Origin of the sequence: Psychrosphaera sp. F3M07 (assembly GCF_018860345.1) — a bacterium.
Lineage (GTDB): Bacteria > Pseudomonadota > Gammaproteobacteria > Enterobacterales > Alteromonadaceae > Psychrosphaera > Psychrosphaera aquimarina.
Window position 1 is genome coordinate 298926 of the sequence record NZ_JAHKPJ010000011.1, and the last position, 24844, is coordinate 323769.

At 38.6% G+C, this 24844-nt stretch carries 12 protein-coding genes; 5 read left to right on the top strand and 7 right to left on the bottom strand.

Annotation, left to right across the window (positions count from 1 at the left end):
- Positions 1–82: 82 nt before the first annotated feature.
- The 6 genes from KO505_RS04955 to KO505_RS04980 form a co-directional block, all read right to left on the bottom strand.
- Positions 83–5536 carry an Ig-like domain-containing protein gene (locus KO505_RS04955; RefSeq protein WP_216054334.1) on the bottom strand — a complete coding sequence of 1818 codons (5454 nt, stop codon included), beginning with the start codon at positions 5534–5536 and terminating at the stop codon, positions 83–85.
- 312 nt (positions 5537–5848) lie between these two features.
- A complete protein-coding gene (locus KO505_RS04960; RefSeq protein WP_216054335.1) occupies positions 5849–7114 on the bottom strand; it encodes a TIGR03032 family protein in 1266 nt (421 codons plus the stop codon).
- 218 nt (positions 7115–7332) lie between these two features.
- Positions 7333–7854, bottom strand: a complete 522-nt coding sequence (locus KO505_RS04965; protein WP_216054336.1) for an energy transducer TonB — start codon at positions 7852–7854, stop codon at positions 7333–7335.
- A 2-nt stretch (positions 7855–7856) separates the two neighbouring features.
- Positions 7857–9896, bottom strand: a complete 2040-nt coding sequence (locus tag KO505_RS04970) for a S9 family peptidase (protein ID WP_216054337.1) — start codon at positions 9894–9896, stop codon at positions 7857–7859.
- Positions 9897–9951: 55 nt separating this feature from the next.
- Positions 9952–12708, bottom strand: a complete 2757-nt coding sequence (locus KO505_RS04975) for a TonB-dependent receptor domain-containing protein (protein ID WP_216054338.1) — start codon at positions 12706–12708, stop codon at positions 9952–9954.
- 64 nt (positions 12709–12772) lie between these two features.
- Positions 12773–18496: an autotransporter outer membrane beta-barrel domain-containing protein gene (locus KO505_RS04980; protein ID WP_216054339.1), complete on the bottom strand. Its 5724-nt coding sequence runs from the start codon at positions 18494–18496 to the stop codon at positions 12773–12775.
- 284 nt (positions 18497–18780) lie between these two features.
- Here KO505_RS04980 and KO505_RS04985 point away from each other — a divergent pair, with 284 nt between their 5' ends.
- From KO505_RS04985 to KO505_RS05005, 5 genes are all read left to right on the top strand, one after another.
- Positions 18781–19740, top strand: a complete 960-nt coding sequence (locus KO505_RS04985) for a MipA/OmpV family protein (RefSeq protein WP_216054340.1) — start codon at positions 18781–18783, stop codon at positions 19738–19740.
- Positions 19741–19743: 3 nt separating this feature from the next.
- On the top strand, positions 19744–20160 hold the full coding sequence (locus tag KO505_RS04990) for a DUF3019 domain-containing protein (protein ID WP_216054341.1): 417 nt from the start codon (positions 19744–19746) through the stop codon (positions 20158–20160).
- Positions 20161–20162: 2 nt separating this feature from the next.
- The gene (locus KO505_RS04995) at positions 20163–20867 is read left to right on the top strand and encodes a response regulator transcription factor (RefSeq protein ID WP_216054342.1); all 705 of its coding nucleotides are present in this window, start codon (positions 20163–20165) and stop codon (positions 20865–20867) included.
- Positions 20854–22035 carry a HAMP domain-containing sensor histidine kinase gene (locus KO505_RS17550; protein ID WP_216054343.1) on the top strand — a complete coding sequence of 394 codons (1182 nt, stop codon included), beginning with the start codon at positions 20854–20856 and terminating at the stop codon, positions 22033–22035. The genes KO505_RS04995 and KO505_RS17550 overlap by 14 nt, the downstream gene beginning before the upstream one ends.
- A 149-nt stretch (positions 22036–22184) precedes the next feature.
- Positions 22185–23570: a Na+/H+ antiporter NhaC family protein gene (locus KO505_RS05005; RefSeq protein WP_216054344.1), complete on the top strand. Its 1386-nt coding sequence runs from the start codon at positions 22185–22187 to the stop codon at positions 23568–23570.
- A 72-nt stretch (positions 23571–23642) separates the two neighbouring features.
- Here the strand turns inward: KO505_RS05005 and KO505_RS05010 are convergent, their stop codons facing one another.
- Complete coding sequence (locus tag KO505_RS05010) at positions 23643–24839, bottom strand: acyltransferase family protein (RefSeq protein ID WP_216054345.1); 1197 nt, start codon at positions 24837–24839, stop codon at positions 23643–23645.
- Positions 24840–24844 lie beyond the last annotated feature (5 nt).

Sequence of the window (24844 nt, forward strand, 5' to 3'; positions counted from 1 at the left end):
GACTTGGTTAATCTGTTAATAAAAAAGGAGCCTAATGGCTCCTTTTTATCGTTAAACTAAGTTAGTCGTTCAAGTTCACAACTTACTTTTTTAACCGTCTACGGAATGCTGCAAAACCGCCAAGTAATGTAACCAAAGCATAACCAAAAGATAATCCTAAGAAACCTTTATCTTTCTTCTCTTTTTTCTCTTCAGTTTCTACCACAACTTCAGACTCAACATTACTAATAATAACCGATACCTCTGCTTCGTCAGTAGCAGTGCCATCTGACACAGTAACAATAAAGGTTAACGTCGTATTTTGGTCAACTTCTGGTGCTGTAAATGTTGGCATATCGCTAGCTTCATCACTCAAGCTCACTGAAGGACCCGCGGTTTGTGTCCACGAATACGTTAATGTATCACCATCAATATCACTTGATGAACTGGCATCCAATGTCACTACTTCTGACTCTTTTGCATTTGCAGCATCAACAGAAGCAACTGGCGCTGTGTTAACTTGCACAAATACGGCAGGGTCAACTATTACCCCGTTCACAGTACCATCCGCATCATTAACACCACCGTCTACTATCATCAGCTTAACGCAATCATCGCCTGCGGTTAAGCCCGTAGAAAAATCAGTAGAGGTTAATGCAGAACATGAACCATCACTAGATTTGGCAGATAAAATACTGTTACCATTTTCTGTGCTAAATTTACTCCAAGAGCCGTTTTTAGCTAGTTTACGGTATTCAACATTAGCCGGTAATGCAGTACCTAATGGAAGAACGAGTGATACCGTTGCGCCAGGGTTAGCACCTGAAATGATGAAATCCACAACCGGAGTAACATAAGACTTCACATCAGCATCAGTTTGCACTGAACTATCTGCAGCCATTAATGTTTCAATATCAATGCCTAAGTCGTTTGATAATCCCTGCTCAACGGTTTTAAGTGTATGACCTAATGACAGAGTTAACCCGTCATCGACTGTCGCAGTAGATGTACCAAATGTTTGTTGATTGGAGGTTAATGACGCATCATCAAGATAGTCTGGTATACCATCGTTATCCGAATCACCAAAACCTTCGTCGATGTCAGACACTCCATCACCATCAGAGTCAGTGTCCGTTAACGTAGGAAGTTGCTCTGCCATGAATACAGATGTTTCAATTTCAACATTAAACTTATCTACGGTATTGGTTTCACGAAGTTTTATTGTGAATATATTTTCACCTACTAGTAAGCTAGATATATCCAACGCGATGGTTGCGGACTCAGTGACAGCCCCATTGTGAATAATTTCATTTTCACTGTTTGAGATAATGATGGCATGTTTACTTAACAGGTCGGCATCTTCAACTGTCACCATTAAGGCTACCGACTCGGCATTTTCATCTGCATGCAGAGATGGTTTCCCGTCAACTAACACTGAAGCCGATACCGATGGCATTACATTTTCAACAACATTGACTGTAATAACCTCTGCATCAATATGTGCATTCACAGCTGAAATAAACTTAACCGTATATTCACCAGCAGTTAAAATTGGATCTAACACCAATTCACTCGTTACACCTGAGTTAATAATTAAATCGGTCGATTCAGCGACGAGACCATTTCCTAACTCCACTTCTATTTCAACATTATAGTTAGCTGGAGCACCAGACAAGATTACCGGTATTGTCACTTCTTTACCGACTAATGCAGTTATGCTAGATGCAAACGTAACCGATGGCACAACATCAACAAACACATCAATTGTATTCGTTGCTGTATTGCTATTCGTTAACGTAACCGTAACTTGGTGTTTACCTGAAACCAATTCAGCATCACCGTCAACTGTAATACTAATACCGGCCAATTCTTCAGTTGCTATAACCGACTCAAGTGACGATAAAATTGCAGTTAGTTCGCCAGTTGAATTAATCGATATAATATTTTCAGTTAATAAATCAGCGGCAATTTGTAAATCAATAAATGTATCTGTGTTGTCACCAATACCATCTAAATCAAAGTCATCCCACTCAGTTTTGTCTGTTGGGAAACTATCAAGTGAATTAACGACTAAATCACCATCAATATCCGTATCTAAGTCATCTGTGACATAATCACCATCTAAATCATTTAACGGTGAGTTATCTTCTGTATCAAGAATGCCATCTCCGTCATCGTCAGTATCAGTATTGTTACCAATATTATCGCCATCCGTATCTAACCACTCTGCAACATCCGTTGGGAATGCATCGATTTCGTCTGGACGACCATCACCATCTGTATCGGTAATGCTAATCACTTCAGATGTTTTGCTGTTTAAATTCTGTTCATTATCGGTATAAGTCACAGTAACAAAAATATTTTGATTCACATCCGCATCTGTATAGGTATAACTTTCAGCAACCGCACCTTCAATCGCGACATCGTTACGATACCATTGATAAGTTAAACTAGTGCCTAATGCGATACCATCTAAGTCAGTGACAAATGCCAAACCTGTGGTGGTTAAAATGTCTTCACCAGCAGAAACTAATTTAATCTCACCTTGTGGTAATTGATTTTGTTTTAATACATTAATATTCACTTTAACGCTTGAATATGTATTTGTATTATCAACCACTGCAAATGAGAATGTATCCGGCCCGTAATAACCAGCCGTTGGTGTATAAGTGAATGTTTTGCCGCCATCGGCATCAACAATATCGAGTGTTCCATGAGAAGCACTTAGTTGTTCAACCCAAGTTAACGTCGCACCGTCATCACTGTCATTCGCTGTGAATGTCCAACTAGCGCTTTTGTTTAAATCCAGTGAAACATCAAACTCATTACCAACGACACCATCATACGTCACTGTCGGTGTTGCACTATTGGCAATTGAATATAACTCTTGACCATTTTCTCCGGTATTTACAAAATATAATTTATTGTTAATCACGGTTAAGCTTTTAACGGTTGAGCTGGCTGTACCTTCACTTAGCTCAAACGCTAACTTAGGGGTATAAGTTGTATCACTTTTATCCAAATACCAAATTTCTATCCCTGATAAACGAGTAACATCATTACCTTCTTCATCTTGTTCAGTCACTGTACCAGTAGCAGCAAAGTACAAACGTTCACCAAAAATAGTAAAACTTTCAGGTGAAGCATTGCTCGACCCTTCCGCTAGATCGGTCACATTTATCAACTCACCATCTGATGAAATGGTAACAACCTCTTTACCTTTATCCGTTAACGTTCCTTCGCTGTCATACTTTTTATAATCCGCTTGTAAAAAAAGCTTTTCATCGAAAATAACAAAATTTGAAGGGTTTGAATCTCCATACCTCATGTTAGTCCCGCTATTATTGTAATCATTAAGATCAATACGGCGCGGGTTAGATGTCAACCTATCTAATTCAGTATTATTTGAAGTCATATCTGTGATTGCTGCGGTTGTATCCAACATCCACAACTCTCTACCACTAGTTCCTGCTTCATTTGACTCATTTTGTGCATTGAAGAAAATTTTGTTTCCTAAACTAATAATTTGGTCAACTTTTTCATCATTCCCTTTGGTTTCAGTATCCGGGTAGATATCCACCACAACTTTAGGATTAACACCAGATTCAATTGCGCTCGTATCATCAAAAACAAAAAGACTCTGTGTATTGCTTGTTCCAACGGTCACATTAGAAGCAAAATACAACTTGCCATCAGAGTGCGTTACCGGCGTATATACTTTATTTACTTTTGTTCCAGCAAGTTCACCAAACGCCAAGGTAGCTTGATTATTAGCACCTAAAACATAAACTTGTTCGCCTAACTCATTATCTATTTCTGCTTGGAAATATAATTTGCCATTATGAGTGAAAAGACTTTGAGGCGCGGCATTTTCTGAGTCGTCCCTAAGATCAATAACACTGATTTGATGATCTGAGCTAAGAACATGAATTTGTGTATCGGTAAAATCTGTACCTGTGTATTGGGCTGTGTTAGCCGTGAAATACAATTTATTGTCAAATACATGTAAGTTTGAAATACCGTTATTAGCATAAGATAGTGACGTAACCATTTCTGGTTTACCGTTATTTATACGCCAAACCTGACCATTATTGATGCCATCATTAGCAACAAAATATGGCATATTGTTAAATAGAACTATTTCCCCAGGACTACTACCTGCCGTAACTTTATTGATATCAAAGGCAACTTCTGGTGCAAGCTCGCCTGATTTAATAAATAACTCAGACCCTGTATTTTCAGTATCACCAATAAAGTATAAATCCGAACCTAATGCTGTAATTTCCTCAATTGACGAAGATGAATTTGAATCTAATAAATCTATAACCGCAGTACCTGTAGCTGATGATAACTTGTATAAATGAGAAACGTCTGAACCAGACTCAGCATCAAAGGCTCGGGCATTAAAATAAAGAGCGCCATTAACCACATTTAATGATGTTGGATTGGTTTGGCAACCTAAAACTTGATCCACTAATCCCTCATCCGGCGTTGCTATTTTATATGTACACTGACCTGGGATTTCGTGTGCCATAGATGGTTCATTGACCCCATCATAACGCCATAATTCAGTACCAGCATCACCAACCGATGCACTAAAAAATAAGTGGTCTTCAAATACGATGACATTTTGTATATTTGGGCTGCCCTCTTCTGACTCTAAATCTTTTACTAATAAAACACCTTCATTAGTTTGAAAGCTGTAGAGCTCAGTTCCTTTGCCGTCACCGCTATCCGCTGTGAAATACAATTTATTATTAAACGATATTAAGTTCGAAACTGAACTATCAGCGGTAGACGTTGCGGTTTTTACCGTGCTATTAATATCAATAACTTTTAAATCAGTTCCATCATAAATCAATAACTCTTTACCAAAGTCAAAACTTGCATCTGATACGTCATCACCTGTCACATCAAGATCAGGTTTATTTACATCTGCAACAAGGGCTAACTTCTCAACTCCCCCATCATTAAATACAGTTAACTCAACAGGTGATGAACTAGCGGTACTGCGATAGTTTGCAATATTTGCAACTATTGTTGGTTCATTAACAAAGTCATATTCATATAATTCATACCCCGAAGAAACCGAGGCCGAGAAATAAAGTTTGCCGTTATAATAAGTAAACGTTTTAGCACTAGAGCTGCCACTGCCGGCACGAACATCCACTAATACCGGAGCAAGTTTACCATCAAAAACATAAAACTCTTTACCTGCAGCATTGCCTTCCGAGTCAGTTGTATTGGCACCAATTATCAATCGATTATTAATTACTTTTAGCTCTGTAGGAGTCGTTGCTTTAAACCCTTCAAATATTGCACTGAGCTTAACGGGCTGTCCGTCAACCACCGTATATAGCTCTTTGCCAGAACCATCATTTGCCACAAAGTACAGTTGATTTTTAAACACAGTCAACATTTCTGGTGTTGAACTTTCGGTCGTTCTATTTAAGTCAACTTCGAGATTGTAAGTATCTGCAGCAGCATAACTACTAAACGCAGTAGTAAGACCCAAAGCGATCAACGAGCGCTTAAAGCCTTTTTGAATTTTTAACATAACTATTTCCTATTCACTTGTTGTTATAACCCAACATCTTGTGCGTTGGTTTGAATGGGCAAACACGTTTTTTTTATTAATATATATGATTTGTAATGGACAAAAATTACGCTCACCCTAGCTATGTTTTATAGCAAGCTAACGAAGGTGTCCAAGTATGCTTTGTAGCGATTTGTACATTGGAAATAACCAATTATTTCATAGTGTTAGGCAAGGTTTTTTATAATTCAGGCATGATCAAAACAGGAGTAACCAACAAAGGTCACTCCTGTTTCTGGTGTTATTTTAAGTTTTGTTTTACCTCAATTCACCTTAAGCGGTTGCGTTCTCAAATGTTAACATCGTCAGGTTTTCTTTATTTTGTTGTCCTATAGCCATTGGGCAACGGACATTAGGTAACATAGTTAAATCAAACAGCTCACTGATTGGGCCATCCAATCTAATCCACTCTTCAACCACTTCTGTCTCTAAATTAATTATTTGCACACCACACCATGCGGCAGAGTCTTTATCTGATAAATTTTTATCAAGGTCTAAACCTTCAAAACGTTCATAACGAGGTTTTGATAAACCAACCACTGCATACTTGCCATGAATGGCTAAACCACGTGCAAAACCAGGACAAAATATCTTAGGGACAAACGACTTAGTCTTAAAGTCAACATAACCTAAGTACCCCGTACCCGAATTTAATACCCACAATTTACCGTCAGCCCAACGAGGTGAGTGCGGCATTGAAAGTCCTTCACAGACAATTTCGTTTGTCTCAACATCAATAATAATTCCACCGTCATGACGGCGTTCACGCCAACCATCTATGGTATCCGCTTTACAAACTGCAGTGACGTATTTAGCTTTGCCATCTACCATGGCTAAGCCATTCAAATGACAACGGTCTTCTGGTACTAATTTACTGATAAATTCTGGTTTCCAAATAGCTTTAAAACTATGTGTCACCGACGGTACAGCTAAACAGTTATACTTAGTATTAACAAAAATAATAGTGCCATCTTTTTGAATACCTAACTCATGAATATCTACTTCACCCGTAAATTGTGCATTTCGTGGCACATAACATTTATCAAACATCTTATTGGCAACTTGACCTTGTTGCAGCACATTTTCAAAACGCCATACTTGGTATAGACCGCCCATGTAAATACGTTGTTCATTACCAACAATCCCCATAGCTCTTTGAAAAACACGTTCATGAAAAGATACTCGCCCTTCAGGATCGGCACCTATAAAGTACACTCGACCAGACTGATAAGACGTGAATGCCAACGCCGTTTTATTGTTTACTATCCAATTTGCTAGACCTTTAGAGCAGGATTTTTTGACTTGTTCTACCGGTTTAGTTTCAGGGGTTTCAGTAGACTCAGCGGGTAAGTCGATTTGTTCATCTGCTGGCGTTGTATTTTCATTTACTTTTGCTGCAGTCGCTTTTACCGTTTTTTTTGCGGCTTTTGGTTTAGCTGCTTTTTTAGGTGCGGCACTTTTTGTCGTTGTGCGTTTCGTTTTAGTTGGTGCTTGTTCTTGCTCCACGTTCAAACTTTCAGATTTGTTATTGTCAGCCATAAAAACCTCTGCACCGATAATAGTGCTTTGCTAGAAGAGTATCTTGACGTGATTAACATCGATAGACACGGGAATATTGTTCAATTCTAACGTTAAGCCAACGAGTTTTGATAGGTTCTACAGCCCCCTTTCGAGTAGCATTTTGTACAGTTCAAATGTCTAACGCATAAAAAAGCCAGTAAATACTGGCTTTTTGTCAGGTTGGGATATGTTTAAGCTTATTCTGAATCGTCCGTTACGTTACACGTATCATCTTCATCTGAGTCGGCTTCTGACTCACACTCTTTTTGTTCATAAAAGAATTCTGTTTTCCATTCAACCCCTTTAACCATGTTATCTATAGGCATAAAGGTCCAATTTTCTATGGCTGTAATGATAGGTTGAGCAAAAATTTGTACTTCTTCGCTTGATGCTGAATACAGTGTCACATTTTTAGTTTTACCGTCAGTCGTTACATCAAATTTTAATGTTAATGCACCTTCAACTTTATCTTTAAATGCACTGGTTAACGCCTCACCTTTATAAGTTGGACGTTCATAATACCAAAAAGATAAACCGTGTGATTTCATTTGGCTTTGACGAGCTCGGCGGTAGTCGGCTTTTACTGCATTACGGCAAACTGAAAATTTTTCAAATTTGCTGCAATCAGGTGCTTGCCATTGTTCTACCTCTACCTCACTTGCGTTAGCAAATGAGATTGAGCCTAATACAGACATTACTAATATTAATTTCTTTAACATAATTATTCTCCTAATGTTCCTTCATAGAGATTAAATGGTAATTCTGGATCACCCTCTGGAACACACTCTGCAGCAGTTGCTGGTGGATCCATAGGATTACCACTACCAATATTACGATCTAAAAAGTCAAACATACGACACCAAATTTGTTTGCGACTTTCAGCCTTTCTAGCTCCATGCCCAGCTCTTGGAATGGTTAATGTTTCGAATCTATGTCCTTTTTCAATAAGCGCGTCGCGCATAACTTCAAAGTTTTTGAAATGGGCACGATAATCACGCTCACCATGCATTAAAAATACGGCTGATTTGATTTTATCCGCATTAGGCGCAGGCGATTGAGCTTTACGTTTCTCATAGGTGTCACCAAGTGCCCAATTAAGATAATTAATACCTGATTCACGCAATGCAACGTCACCCGTTTCCATCATGACATTTAAGTCATAAACACCAACATAACCAATCGTACATTTGTATAAATCTGGTTCACGAACCACGCCCATCAAGCTGGCATAACCACCGTAAGAAGCACCATACATACAAATACGTTCTTTATCCGCGATGCCTTGTTGGATGGCCCAATGTGTTGCATCGGTTAAATCGTCTTGCATCTCAAGTCCCCAATGACCGTACCAGTCATATAAAAACTCTCTACCAAAACCACCAGAACCACGATAATTTACGGCTAATACTGCATAACCTTCGTTGGCCAGTAATTGATGCTCAGTTAAGTAGCGCCAGTAATCTCGTATACCATGTGGACCACCATGAGTGAGTATGATTAAAGGTAAGTTTTTAGATTTTCCTTTAGGTAATGTCAGCAAAGCGTTTATTTCTAGACCATCACGTGCATTGAAGCGCACGGCATGCATTGGTGCCATCTCTTGTGGTTTAATCCACTCTGCGCGATTTACTAAAAACTTTAATGAACCATCAAATTGGTTAAATATGTAATATTTTCCTGGATGAACGTCGCTCCGCACATGTACTAACCATTCATTGTTATCCGCTGTTTTAGAGCTTATTTGTATGATTGAATGTTTAAACGTCGCTTCCATTTTTTGCTGGATTTGAGCATAGTAATTATCTTTATCTAAATAGATGGTTTTTGGATAATCAGGATTAACCGTAACACCCCAGATATTTCCATCCTCATCTTTTAAGGTCTGGCTATAGTCTACTTTTGGATGACGATAAACTAACTTCATTTCACCCGTTTCTACATTTAGTTTCATTAAACCCGTTGTTGGCGCATCAATGGTATCTCGGTAAAATAAAAACTTACCATCACTGCTATACGCTAGAGGGATACGTTCACCTTCAGACGCGTTAGAAATGGTTTCTTTCCAACTGCCATCTTTTTGTTTTTCTCTGATCACTGTATGGTCAAAACTATCAGGTAATTTACCCACCCAATGCGTAATTTCACCTTTCTCACCTTTTTTACCAGGCTTGATTATCGGTTTACCAGCGCGGATAGGTGAACGATATAGTTTTTTGGTAGCACCGGTGTAAATGTTAATTTTGTAGTAATAGTAAAAAGGGAACTTACTCATACTTGTGCCTGATGGCGCAACCATTAACATATAATGCTTAGAATCTAACTTTTGCATTATAGCTCCACCTTCGCGGCCACCATATTCTGACGTAACTCCTTCCCAAATCATGTCGTTATGTTTACCATCAATATCCATAGCAACGACACGACCAGTACCACCAAACCCCTCTTGTAGTTCAGAGTCATAACCTAGATTTACTAGTACACGTTCATTATTAGCCCAATTCACAGACTGAATACCATAACGTCCAGCAAATTTCATGTCAGATACTAACTCGCCGTTTTTACGGTTAATAATAAAAATATGGAGTTCGCCATTATCTTCTGCTTTACCGGCTAAAAAATGTTTACCATCGGGCGATAAACGTAAGTTGCCATACTCTAGCCCTCTAAAAAAGTTATCAAATGGTACTTTCGCTTGTGCATTACTAATGTGTAATACATTTAACATTAATAACATTAACGTTAATATGAATTTAAATTTCATAAATTTCTCCTAAGTCGGACTTTACAAGACGTTAAGCCCGACTATCTAAATCAACCTAATTGATTGCGTAACTGAAAGACAAAGTCGCAGAGCGTCCCATTGGGCTTTGCAAGTGAGACCAGAAATATGGCCATCTTGGATTTGTATTGTCCGTCGTTGGCATTTCGTTAGTGATATTGTTAAGTCCCAATCTCACATTTAAACGAGCCGAGAAGGTGTAACCTACCGTTGCGTTTAATGAATAATAAGGGGCTAACTCTTTAGAACCGATATAGTTGTCAACTGCACTTTGACGGCTTAAGAACATAGATGCATTAACCGCTTGGAAACCCGTTAAAGCATTTGAGTAAGCGACATAAATGCTAGAGCGATTTTTAGGCGTTGATAACCCCGTGCGTCCACCACGCAAACTGATAACGTCATCATCCGCAAATTTTTTCCAATCGTACTCTAATGTTACTGAATGATTTAAACCGGCTTGGAAACGACCTAAGGCCTCTGATTCCCACATAGTTTGTACTCGTAAATCTATCCCCTCAAGTTCTACGTATTCTTGATTTTGAGGTTTAATAAACACTTGAACAATTTCGTTGGTTACAGGGTCTCGTACCACACGCTCATTTACATCATTACAATAACTACCTGTTGCATTACGTTCGCCGTTGGCACATTGCCATTCACCAACATATAAGTCATATGCACTTTCAGTGGTAACCATGTCATTTAGACGGATCTTCCACCAATCTAATGACATATTGACATTAGACATAGGCGTGAAAATAATACCTAAACTACGCTCAGTACCTTTTTCTTCTTCTAACTCAGTTGAACCAGTTCGAGTACTTAACACTGTAGTTTGTGGACAACTACCCACAAAGTTTTCACCGTCATAACAACCTGGCGATAATAAGTCGATAGCTGTTGCAAAACCGGTAGACTCACCGTAGATATTGAACATATCTGGGGCACGGAAAGTTTCAGATGTACCACCACGCAATTTAATTGCATCCGTTATGTTGTACATGAATTTTAATTGCGAAGTGACACGAGAGTCGACAGAACTGGCATCATCGTACTGGTCAAAACGTGTTGCAAACGTAATTTCTAAGTTTTGCGTTGCTGGTATACGGTATTCCATACCAAATGCGGTACGCGTCCTTTCGCCATCTGCTTGTACCGCGCCTAAATTCATCCAGCCTTCACCAGTTGTATTTAATGAACGAGCATCTGGGTTTATTTCGGTTGTCGATTTATTCCAATCAACAACAAACGCAGCTTGTACTGGGTTATATAAGAAACCAAAGTCAGACAACGTTCCTGTTATTTTAGCTTGGAATGCATGTGCCGTTGAACCAGCGTCTGTTAATGCTCTGCCAACCAAAGTATCACGGTCACCTGTTGCATCACGGAAAAGGTTATTAACCAATTGATCTTCAAAGAAGTTATTATCCACACGATAAGTACTTTCAGATACATACTCTAACTCTTCGACACCATCAAAGATCCAATTAGTGACTTCTTCTTCTTTTAAAGCGTCATACTCTTGTTTATAACTAAACTCAGATGCAGAATAAGAGACATCCCAGTACCAAGTGTTGCTGTCAATAACAAATTCACCTTCAACACCCGCCACAGCAGTCCACATATTTGATGAGTAATCTGCTTGTGCGTAACCAAGATCTGAGGCAAAAGAACGACGTCCTGACAATACTCGATCACTACGTTCGCCATATACAAGGCCATTCCAGCTAAATGAAGGATTGTAATTTGTAACATTTCGCTGTGTCGCCATCACAGTTACGAAACCTAAAATGTCATTAGTAATATTATAACGACCATCTATGAAGGTAGATAATTGTTCACTGTCTGCTGACATAGCTATGCCATTTGAAGCGTCTAAATTACAAACTGTGTGCCCATCTTCTCCAGCATCTTCATGTGTAATTAAGCCGTTATCCTCACAACTATAACCTTCAGGCGATGCATAAGGCATTTCAGATGTTTGATTGGCATAATATTTAGCGGCTGAAATGCCAGTAGTCACAAAACGTCGATCTTGCATAAATTCAATTTCATCAGCACTAACTGCTGTTGCCATGCGGGCTTCAACCCCCAAGGTCACTGAGCCTTTATCGAATGCAGTACCCGTTACGAATGATAAACGACCCGTTTCACCGTATCCGTCTTCATACCCACCAAAGTAACCACTTAAAAGCGTTTGTTCCATATCTCGTTTCGTGATGATGTTTACCACACCACCCACTGCGTCAGAACCATAAATCGCGGAAGCACCTGCACTTAGGTATTCAACACGAGCAACCGCAGAGTTAGGGATAGTCCCCATATCTACACCGTTTTGCTCACCACCAAATGGAATTGGATAATCAGCAATACGTCGACCGTTTATTAATACAAGCGTACGACCTGTACCTAACCCACGAAAGTTAGCTTCTTGAGCACCAACGGTAAAACCAGATAACAAGTTACCTGAATCACCTTCTGAATAACCTGAGTTTTCTGCTAATGACTCGATTACATCTGCAATGGTTAACAAACCTTTGGCTTTCATCTCTTCTTCATCAATGATAGTCATCGGTTCCGCACTATCGTATCCCTGACGTGGAATAAATGAACCTGTGATGACAAAGCGTTCAACTTCTTCTTTTTCGACTTTTTGCTCTTTTTTCTCTTTTTTAGCAACTTCTACTTCTTGCTCTGTCGCTTTTTTATCATCAGCAAATATAGGTGTGCTAATGACACTGCCTAATAACGCTAAGGTTACTAGGTTTGAAATTTTCTTTTTATTAAACATAGTTAAATTCCTAAAGGCTTAAACGTTAGATTTAGCCGGAGGTTATCCTCCGGCAAACAATGGGTTACCAGGCATACCCAACAGAAAAATGAATCGAGAGACCATTTTTGTTGGTATCACCATCATGGAAACCTGCACTTGCATCTATCGCCCAAGCTTTATATGTGCTGTTGACACCCGTTTGAATTCGATATCCTGCGCCAGTTAAGTCACTTAAGAAGCTGACATCATTTGAAACCAAATTGTTTTCAGCTTGAGTATCTACATAATCAAGGTTCACAAATGGGATCACTTCGCCTGTTGACAAGGTATAAGTTTTATTGACTTTAATACCTGCGCGAACTTGTGTGTTTGCACCGTTATCAAATTCATAGTGGTAAACACCAGATTGAACGCCATCAACGTCTACTTGAACTGAAGATATTTGTAATTGAGGAACCCAATTAAAACCAAACATGTCCAACTGATAACCGGCTTCTATTGAAGCACCAATAGCAGAACCTTTTGTTGTTGCAGAAGAGCTTGCATTGCGGATTTGACCTTCAAAGTCTGTGAATTGGATGCCACCATCAATATAAGCACCATAAGCTTGGTAGTTAGCAGTTATCGCGACGCCGTCCATATCAATTGATGTTGAGGCTTGTTGGATTTTCTGAGATGATTCAGAGGTCGATTGATTAACGAAAGCAGACACACCCCAATCATTTTGTTGGTAATGAATACCAGCGTTGATACCTGAAATACGTTGCGCAAATGATAAGTCTTGCTCTGCAATCTCACCATTTAAGCCTACATCAGAGTCGGTGTGGAAGCTATTTACGAACCCTTCAAACCCTTGTTGTTTGATATTGTCCTTGGCATATTCAAGATTTTGTTGCCATGCATTAGCTACGATATGAGGTACTGAACTTGCAGCGGTCCCCATTTGAGATAGACCATAAACCAATTCAATAACTTGTTGGCCATCGCTATTTTCAACCATTTCTGCTTTAACAACCGTGTCGGCAAAGTTACCTTTAATACCGGCAAAACGAATACCGTCTAAATTGTGCTCGCCTTTGGCTGTTATAAGTGCTTTATCCGCTTCATCATCTGATAATAAGATATGAGATTGAGCACCTTTGAATTGCGCTGCAGGAGCTAATGCTACATTTAGTTTTGCATCAACCATGTCTCCAGCTTGATTATATATCTCTGCAACTTTTAAATCCCCACCAATAATAATTTGGTCGGTCGTTGTTGTGCTAGTTTCTAACACAACTAAGCCAGTATTCGTGCCATTGGTAATAAAGTTAACATCACCATCTATGGTTAAGGTATCACCGGCTTGTTCGTTAACACTTGAAACTGTTGCATAGTTAATGGTTTGAGAGTAATTGTTAACAACACCATCAACACCAACTAAAATTGAACTGTCGCCAGAGAAAACGATATCTCCAAAGGTGTTACGGAATTCATTTTGACCGCCACCTAAATCGATACTTTGATCAGTTAAAGTAATTTTACCAGCTCTAGAAAGAGCATCATCTGGACGATTATAGAAGAAGTCATCACCATCACCCGTTGTTACGTTTCCGGTTAAATCGCCTTCATTATAAACATTAACATTGGCATCTCCAGTAACTAATAACGCTTGATTAGCGTCAATTGTCCCTAGGTTATATACATTGACAGTTGAGTGTTCACCTTCTGCAAAAACAACGTTTTTGTTATCAACGTTGACATGTATAGCAGTATCAGCAGTAATACTACCTTCATTAGCAACAACCGCTACCGCTACCGCAGCTTCCTGAGTTACATCTTCATATGCTTGTACAAGTACTGGTTCACCGTCAAGACCTACTAATGTAAATCCATTAGCGTCTTTAAGCTCTTCCATAATAGGTTGTAACATAGGCGTAGTTACAAAATTACCGTTAGCATCTTGAACTGTCGTATATACAGTGTTGCCCGCTTCATCTTTTACTTCTTCGAAAGCAAGTCGAGAGTTTAATCCTGCTTCTCTCGCAATCACCGAAACATCTATTGCAGTATCAGCTTCAATCATGCCTTTATTTACTGATACTACTTGGTTTACATCTTCAATTAAGATACCAGTGTTAGCAGTAATAGAACCCGTATTTTGAACAGTTGATACCACGCTTTGTGTAGCATAAGAGAATTCGCGGCCATTAAAATCTGTTATCGTCGCATTTTCAGTTGGTTCTCCTAAAACATGGATACCAACATCAGCAGTGATTTTGCCACCATTAGTTGCACTAGCAACGCCATTTCGACCTACAGAGATTACTGGATCTTTGACTACATAATATAGGTAATATTGTTCTCGGCCTTCGTCCGTTAAAATAGCATTACCGGCATCATCTACTAACTTTTCGGTATAATAAGCCGTTTGCCCTTCATCAATATTAATGTCTAGGCCGCCATTTTCTTCAGCTACAAGTATTTTCTTCGAACCATCTGCATTAGTCGCGTGATACCACGCATAACCATACTTACCATCTTCCTCAGACTCTACTTTACGTGGAGATAAACTCACAAAGTTAGTTTGAGAACCGGCTGTGGCTAGTATTCCTGTTGAGTTTTCACCTGCGGTGATTACACCTTGGTTATTACTTTGACTTAAAATACCGCCAGTTTTGATGCCAATAGAGTCATTGCCAGTCGATAATGTGCCATAGTTAACTGAAGTAGATACCGCGCCAAAAGTATTCATACCTAAGCTATCATCGCCTGTGATAATTGTACCTACGTTTACGCCGTAACCTTGGTAGAAACCGTTAGTGTTGATACCAATTGAGTTGTTGCCCGTTTCAATACCCGCAATTTGAGATTGGACCGATATTGCGAAAAAGGCATTGTTATCAATACCTATTGCAGTATCACCAGTTTCGATATCACCAGAGTTATTTATAAAACCGATTTCAGAACGCCCACCTGGTAAAAATCCGCCTATACGTATCGCTGAACTGCGTTCGAGATCGTCAACACCGTTACGCTTAAACTCTCCACCTGATATCGTAATATCGCCATTATTAACTACACTGATACGATAACCAGCGCCATAAATACCGATTGAGTTATCACCAGTCGTTACATCGCCATTGTTTACAACGCCAACATGGTAATTATGACCAAAGTTTTCATCCGTTAATCCCGAGTTCGTACGCGCATTAGAAGCCACAATTCCGTATGAAGTATGGCCTGTTTCAACACTGCCATTATTAATGACAGAGTTGTAAGCATTAAAACCACCAGCGACGACAGAGCGGATACCAGTGGACTTACGCGTATTTTCAACGGTTCTGTTTTCATCGACCTCTAACGTATTACCATTACCTACAGTGATTGAACCATCGTTAACAATGTTATTAGAACCATTCCAGTTGTTGGCCAATAAACCATGTGATAAATCACCAGATACGATAATGCCAGATTCTGAGTTAGTTACATTTTGAGTGGCTGCACCTTCCATACTCCAGTTGTTGGCTGCAACACCGACTGAATATTGCCATCTTGCGCTGTAATTTTCTGGCATATTGCCATGAATACCATCACCCACTTTGACGTAACCATTATTGGTTACATTTAACTCTCCCACAAATGAAGAAGCTGTAATACCAGTTGATAAGTCCGATAAAATAATATTGCCATCATTGATGACATTGGTTTCATACAAAACAACGTCTTCAACACCTTCCACATCAGTTCTACCGTATTGGGCAAACTTAGTGGCAGTGTTATATAAATTAGCGTTAAGTGAAGAAACTCTCATCCCGATGGTTTGAACTGGAACCGCGACTAGCGCTCCATTTTCATTGTATTGCATTAATTCTAGTGGCTCTTCAGTTAACGTAATATCGCCTGAATTAATAACATTGGTATTGCCCGTATCCAATCCAGCATAAGCTTCTTTATTCGCATCAATAACAGCAACATTTGCTTGTTCTAAACCGCTGGTTGAAGCCAATGGATTGGTACTGACATTAATAGCAACTGCGCCAACTCCAGTAAGTGTGATTTCTGAGTTATTTATTACTTCTGTTTCACCTACACCGCGTGCACTAATACCAATTGATACACCACCAACTAAAATATCACCTGTATTCGTAATAGATTTTGCACCGTCTGATTTTACATATATACCAGCCCCAGATAAGGTATTACTTAAATCAATAGTACCTGAGTTATCAATAACGACATCACCCTTGTCACCAATATAATCTTTAACTTTGATATCTGTGTATTTAGTAAATTCGCTATACACATATTCACATTCAACTGGTTGAGTTAATGTACATACTTCAGTTTTAGTTGGGTCATTAGGATCGCCAACGTTAGTTTCACTTAACGTTTCTCGGCTGTAGCTAACGCTTGAGGTCATATCAACTGCAATGCCAAAACCACCCACACCTTCAGCTATATTTATATCACCACTATTGTTAACAACCGCTGACTCGCCGGATGGGTTTTGTACGAATATACCCGCACTTGCTTGTCCAATAGATATAGTACCTGAGTTTGTAACCACAACTTCATTTGTACCAGCATCGGCATTGATAATTTCAACATCATCAAAACGATTATAAGTATGAATGTTTTGCTCTGGAACATAACTAACTTCACCAGCAACACCTACTTGTTCTACATTGCTGTAACCTGCATCATAAAGATAATCATAAGTCGTTAATACCTCAGTTTGCACGGCCGTGTTAACAACGATGCCATTACTTCTTTCGCCAACTTCAATGTCACCCGAATTGGTAATATTGACATCACCTGATACCGAATTAAGTTCAAATGCAGAGGCTGTGTTGCCCGCTATCACATTGCCTGTATTAGTGACATCAATCAGTCCTGAGTTCGTGCTTGCATGGATACCTTTAGCATATACATCTAAAACTTTTATACCGCTATAAGAATGAACACGATTGAATTCACCAACAACCATATAATCATTGACACCATCACCATCGATATCAATTCTAGCCCCTTCAACGTTCCCTTCTGCTTGAATTAAATCATTAAAGTAGGCAATTGAATGACCTGAACCAACCTCAATAGTACCGTCATTAACAATTGTAATATCACCAGCATCTGTATTAGCATCAACACCTATTGCATCAATGGCCGTTAAATCGCCCGCTTGTGCAACAATAATTTCAACAGTATGTTGCCCCCCCAAACTTCCGCGATTTTCGCGTTCAATGACATTGGCTAAACTTTCTTCTGAAATAGAAAAATTTTCATTATTTGTCATATATTCTGCAAGTTCACCAATTTTCACAGGGCCATCTGTAAACTCAATTACATCACCTGTTTTGTGGCCATTTTCATCAAGCGCTTGCACACCTGTATAAATATTGCCTGATGTGAACTGCTTAGGGTTTTCCCCATAGAAGTCAATCATCATATGGTTGGAATAACCTGAATTTAAATAAACTTTAGTATGTTCTTCTTCGCCTTCTACGCGAGCATCGCCAGCATTTAACGTTTCATTACTACCGATAGTAATGGAAATAGCATCATCTTCAGACTCTGATGACGCCTGTTCTTCAGCCTGACTAACCTTAGTTAAATCAGCTACCGTTTCTTCAGTTGCATTTTCTTGTGTTTGATTATGGGCTGCAGCAACCACCGTTGCTGTTTCTTTTGCTGGAGCATTTTCAGCGAGTGTAGTTGGTGTAAAGCCAGCCGCAGCAGTAACCGCTGCGGAGGTAAATATCGCTTTACGAATAGCAATGGCTAAGTGCCCTTGCTTCGCTGGCAAGACTTTATTAGATGGCATGTTCACATTCCTCTGATTATTTTTATTGCCTTTTGAGGGAGATCAAAAGGGGCAGCAATATAATTTGCATGGCGACATAACATCACAAAGATGGCTAATGGATAAGTGAAATAAAGTAGCGATTTGTACAATTCAACTTCGGGCGATAGCCTTACTCTGTATGGGATTGACTCATTTGACGGCAAGTATTTTTATGTAGCAGTTTGTACGGTTTTGTCATTACGCATTGTTTTAATTTTCGAATTAATCATATAATCCAAACAGATTTAATGAAGGAGTGTTTCTTGTACCATTTATTAATTATTTTACTCTTATTGTCTCCGGTTGCGTCAGCTAGCCTGCACGATAGATTTTCAGATCGAGATAAACCAACTGAGCCAAAGCCTGTTTCTCAAGTTGAGATACCAACACTGCCTACTGACAATGATAATAATATTGAAGTTGGTCTGTTTGGGGTGCTTGAAAGCCCGTTGTATAAAACAGTCATTGAACCTGATTACAAAAATATTAATACTGGTGAATTCCAATTCAGATTATCTGTAGGTTACGGTCAAGTCACTAACCCCCTTTGGGCTAGGGATGATATCAGTGCCTATGTTTTGCCAGAGTTCAGTTATTATTCTGATAAATTTTATATTGAAAACTTTGTCTTAGGTTATAGCTTATTTGAGAGCCAGGATTTGATATTAGATGTATATGGTTACATTAATACTGATGGTTACTTTTTTGAATTAGATGGTATTGAGAATTTAACCATAGCGTCAATTTTGGATCTTAGATATAACCCAAGACAACAGCAAACTCTTGTAGAGCGACACTTAAGTTACATGTCGGGTTTAAATGCAATGTACCGCATCAATAACTTTGATCTTCGCATGAGTTATGCAACGGACATTAGTGGAGTACATAACGGTCAAGAAACTATTTTTGAAATCAGTAAACTGTTTGTTTGGGAAAACCTGCACTTTAAAATAGCGGCAGATAAAACGCTCAAGTCGGATAAAATAAACCAATATTATTACCATAGCCATGCCGATGAGCCGCCTTTTGAAATAGATGAAAGTGATATAGGTGCAACCGACTCAAATAGTCTTGCTCTGCAATTTGGATATAAGTTCTCAGCACATTGGTCATTTAATGCCTTAGTTAAAAAAACATGGTTAGATGATAAATTAGAAAAATCAATTTTTGTTAAAGAATTGGATTACTTGACCACGTTTGTCGGCATAGGATATCAATTTTAACCTATGCGCTTATTTATAATCATACTTACAATTTTACCGTTAATTTTTGCTAATCATGCTGCTGCAGAGGCGTTACATCCAGTAACACAAAACTCGGCTAGAGAAAAAATACTCATCACGGTCCCTGATATTTGTATCAAAAATGAATCTGAATCACATTGTTCGATTAAATTGAATGTGAAAGTACAGTTTCCGACTAAAACGAACTTCTGCTTAATTGCAAAAGAGATAGCGTTAAAAGAATGTTATTGGGATCTCAAACTGCTTGAGCAAGTATTACATCTGAATGTTAGTAATAGTGTTTATTTTACCGTCACAAACCACGAAGAAGATGTGTTGGCAGCGCAGTTTTTTAATGTTGCTAATATTAAATCTAAACGCACTCGCCCTAGACGTAACTTAGGTTGGATTTTGTTTTAATTATGAAAAATTACCAAATATTATTAATAGAAGATGATTTACCGTTAGCTGAATTAACGAAAGAGTTTTTAGTTGATTATGATTTCATTGTCACCATTGCTGAAACCGGTGAGCAAGCAGTTAAATTCATCAACCAACATGATTATGACTTAATTATTTGTGATGTTAATTTACCCGATATACAAGGTTTTGATTTAATTGAGTCACTCAACCTACCCTACCTATTACCCGTTATTTTTCTAACCGCATTGTCTGATATTGATTCTCAAATTACCGGTTTAGAGGCTGGCGCCTGTGATTACATTGTAAAACCCGTAGAGCCTGAATTATTGTTAGCTAGAGTCAAAGCACACTTACGTCATTCAAGCCCTGTAGCATCTGGTGATGTGGTGCAAGTTGGGGAACTTCATTTAGATAATGTAAATAAAAAAGCCAAATTCCAAGACTCGCCGATTAATTTAACCAATCAAGAATTTGATGTACTGTGGTTTTTCACATCCGTTGGCGACAATGTGGTTTCAAGAGAGCAAATTTTCACTCAACTTATTGGCCGAGAATACGATGGTAGTGACCGTGCCGCGGATTTACGAGTCAGTCGTTTTAGAAAAAAAATGCAACAACTTGGGTGTGAAAAATTAACCGTCGATTCGATTCGTAACCAAGGATACGTTTTTAATTTTTGGGCGCATTTACGTGAAACAAAATAACTTCATCCGATTTTACGTATTTTTTTTTATAGCGGCATGTGCCTTTATAATTAGTTTCACCCAAATATATAAGGCGTATTTTGCGCCACCTGTGTATCACACCATCAACGTCGACAATATATTCAAAAGCTTTGATAACAACTCATTACCCGAATACAAAGTCATCCGTAAACAGAGTGTTCAACTTGATGATGAATCTAACCAGTCATTAAATCAAAATGACATCATTGCATATACAGTGAATAACAACAGTTATTACCTTAAGAAATTAAATGATGAGCAATTAATTCAATGGGGACCAATCCACCATAGTAATTGGGAACAACCACAAGATACCCTTATCTTATTGATTTTTTATAGTACCTTAGCCGTTATCTTTTTATTATTGTTTAGACCGGTATTTAGAGATGTAAATCATTTGCAAAATTGTGCTGTTGAGTTTGGTAAAAAACCGGAAGCTCAAGCATTGACCATATCAGCAAAATCCAGTGTATATCCGCTAGCCGAGTCTTTACATCAGATGAGTCACCAATTACTAAAACAAATTCAAGTGCATAAAGATTTATCAAATATCATCGCTCATGAAGTCCGTACCCCTTTAGCGAGAATGAAATTTGTATTGCAAAAAATAGCTAAACGGATCCCAGAAAAAGACTTACGACGCTTCAAAACAGATATTAAAGAATTGGAGACACTAGCCCATGAATATCTAGAGTTTGGCCGTAATCAAATTACCGATGCTAACTACTTAGCTCCAATTCAATTATCTGAATTTGCAGAACATATTACCAATAAGTTTGTCGAAACCGATGTGGCCGTGGTGTTTGAACCGTTTGCAGAAGATGTGATTTTTTACGCAAATGAATTACAAATTGATTTAGCGTTAACCAACTTAATAAACAACGGATTACGATTTGCAAAATCTAAAATTTCTGTTCAGTTTGATCATAAAGATCAGTTTGTATATTTCATTGTTTCTGATGACGGCCCTGGGTTCTCTTCAACTCAAAAAAGCAGTGCGAACGGGGAAGAACACCAAGGTTTTGGCTTAGGTTTATACATTGTGAAACAAGTAGCCAGTCGTCATAACGGTGAGTTTATCATTGACGAGACTGATGATGGTGGCGCTAAAATGACAATAAAACTACCAAACAATAATAAAAAATAAAGTTAAACCTCAGCTAATCCATTTTAGGGGTATCTTTTTTCCATTAGGTCTTTCAAAATACACTTAGCTAATTAACGTTGTTTACAACCTCACAAAGTAAATTACGACAAAATATAATAAGAACTCGTTAAAGCGAGATAGGAGACATAGTGTCTGATTGGTTCACCGTTATCCCCCCTCTTTTGGCTGTTGCCATCGTATTGTGGAAAAGAGAAGTTATTCTTGCGTTATTAACCGCTATTTTCAGCTCAGAATTATTGGTTTTACTCAACAAAGGTGATGATGCTAATAGTCTTGCTGGTTTTGCTATCGCCGGAATTGAACGCATTGTTAATGTGTTTGCCGATGGCGGTAATACCCGAATCTTAATATTCTCTATATTGGTTGGCGCATTGTTAGCCTTTATGCGTTATTCCGGCGGCGTGTCTGCTACCGTTAACTTTTTAGTTGAAAAAGGGTTAAGTGGGAATGCTCGTCGAGCAAGATTTATCGCGTTTTTCACTGGTGTGTTCATTTTTATCGAGTCTAATTTAAGCGTGTTAATGTCAGGCATTTTATCGCGCGGTTTATTTGATAAGTTTAATATGAGTCGTGCTCGACTGGCCTATATTATTGATAGTACCAGTGCTCCAATTTGCATCTTACTATTATTAAACGGCTGGGGTGCTTATGTACTTGCTCTGATAGGCGGATACGAGCTTAACGAGTCTAGCGTTTCTACCTTAATTCAAACTATCCCTCTTAACTTTTATGCCCTTATTACCTTATCTATTGTGCTGTACACCATAATTGCAGACAAAACTCATGGTCCATTAAAACACGCAGAACAAAATCAAACTAAGTCAGAGAGTAAGGTTGAGTTAGAGATAGAGCCATCAAAACCTAGATTTATGTTAGTGCCGTTATTTGTCATGTCGTTCTCTATGGTTGGTTTTATGTTTCTAACTGGCAATGGTAACTTTATTGAAGGCTCAGGCTCTAAGTCCGTGTTATACGCTACGTCATTAGCTTGTATCGTTGCTTATGCCATGATGATCAGTACGAAGAAATTTAGCCATAAAAAAATGACTGAAATTGGTTTTTCTGGCATGTCTGAGTTATTACCACTGGTGATGATTGTATTATTTTCGTTAGCCTTAGGTGCAAGTTTAAAACAGCTTGGTACGGGTATCTTCATCTCTGGCATAGTGGCAGAGTCATTACCTTACTTCTTAATTCCAGCGGTATTGTTTATCGCTGGTGGCTTGATGTCTTTCTCTACTGGTACAAGTTGGGGTACCTTCGCGATTTTAATTCCGATTGGCATGCCATTAGTAGTTAACTTGGGATTACCTGCGCCATTAATTTTAGCGGCTATATTAGGTGGTGGCGTATTTGGCGATCATTGCTCTCCAATATCAGATACTACGGCAGTCAGTTCAGTAGCCTCAGGTTGTGACTTACTGGAACACGTTAGAACCCAATTACCTTATGCCTTAGTTGGTGGTGGTTTAACGATAATCGCTTATTTAATAGCAGGATTGGTAATGATCTAGATTGGTATATCTAAATCAAACACAAAAAAACGTTTCAAATTGAAACGTTTTTTATGTCTAAAGTTTAACTAATTAAACCTTAAAGAATATCTTCTTTTTATATAACACATGCATCACCACATAAGACATTAACAAGAAACTTATCGCATACATGAGTGAACCATTAAGATTGCCAAATATAGGACTATATACTTGATGGTACAGCCAACCTTGTAAGCTTATATTACCAATAGGGATCATCATAAATAGTCGTGCGACCACCGCAGAAAACAAATAAAACAAAATGGCATTGGCACCAAATACCACAAATGGCGCACTCCAGTTTTTATAACTTTTTATATCAATCAGCCAAGTTAACAAACCTAAAATCAATAACGCCCAGCCTGTCGTCATCACAACAAAACTAGATGTCCATAATGCTTTGTTAATAGGGAATACAAGACCATAAAGCTCACCCGCTATAATCAACCCTAACCCCCAACACAACATGGTTTTAGTTTTATTTATCAGTGATCTCGATTTATCCGTTAATAGATCTCCGGTGAAAACCCCCGCTAATGCTCCCGCAACCGCAGGGAACGTACTTAATATGCCTTCTGGATCAAAGGCAAAAGGTTGAGCTTTTGAGTAATACACATGCTCACTTCCCAGAATTAAGTTATCTAACCATGCCGCTAAGCTATTTCCGTGCTGCAACAACCCTTGGTAAACAACGCCATTGCTATCAGAGTATGGAATGAACATCATGATCGCCCAGTAACCTAATAATAATCCTGTAATCCAAAGCGCTCGCCCAAGTCGTCCAAAATATAAAACAATGATCACTGTAACTAAAAATACTAAACCGAGTCGTTGTAATACGCCCATCACCCGCACAGACATTAACTTAGATTCAACCCAACTGTAATCCGCCGCAAAAACGTTGAAGTAAAACAAGGCTAAAAACAATCCCAAACCAAACAACTTAGCAGCCCTTACACTGGCATTTTTTATCAAACTCAGTTTATTGGTACCTTTGGCCATTTCTCTGTTCATAACTATGGCAACGGATACACCAACAATGAAGACAAAAAATGGAAAAATTAAATCGGTAGGAGTCCAGCCGTGCCACTGAGCATGTAGCATTGGAGGATAAACATAAGACCAACTGCCGGGATTATTTACCAAGACCATAGCGGTTATGGTTAAACCTCTAAATACATCAAGCGCTAACAATCTATTTTTAGGTAATATTGATAGTATTTTCTCGCAGTAGATATGCCAGCCCATGTTGA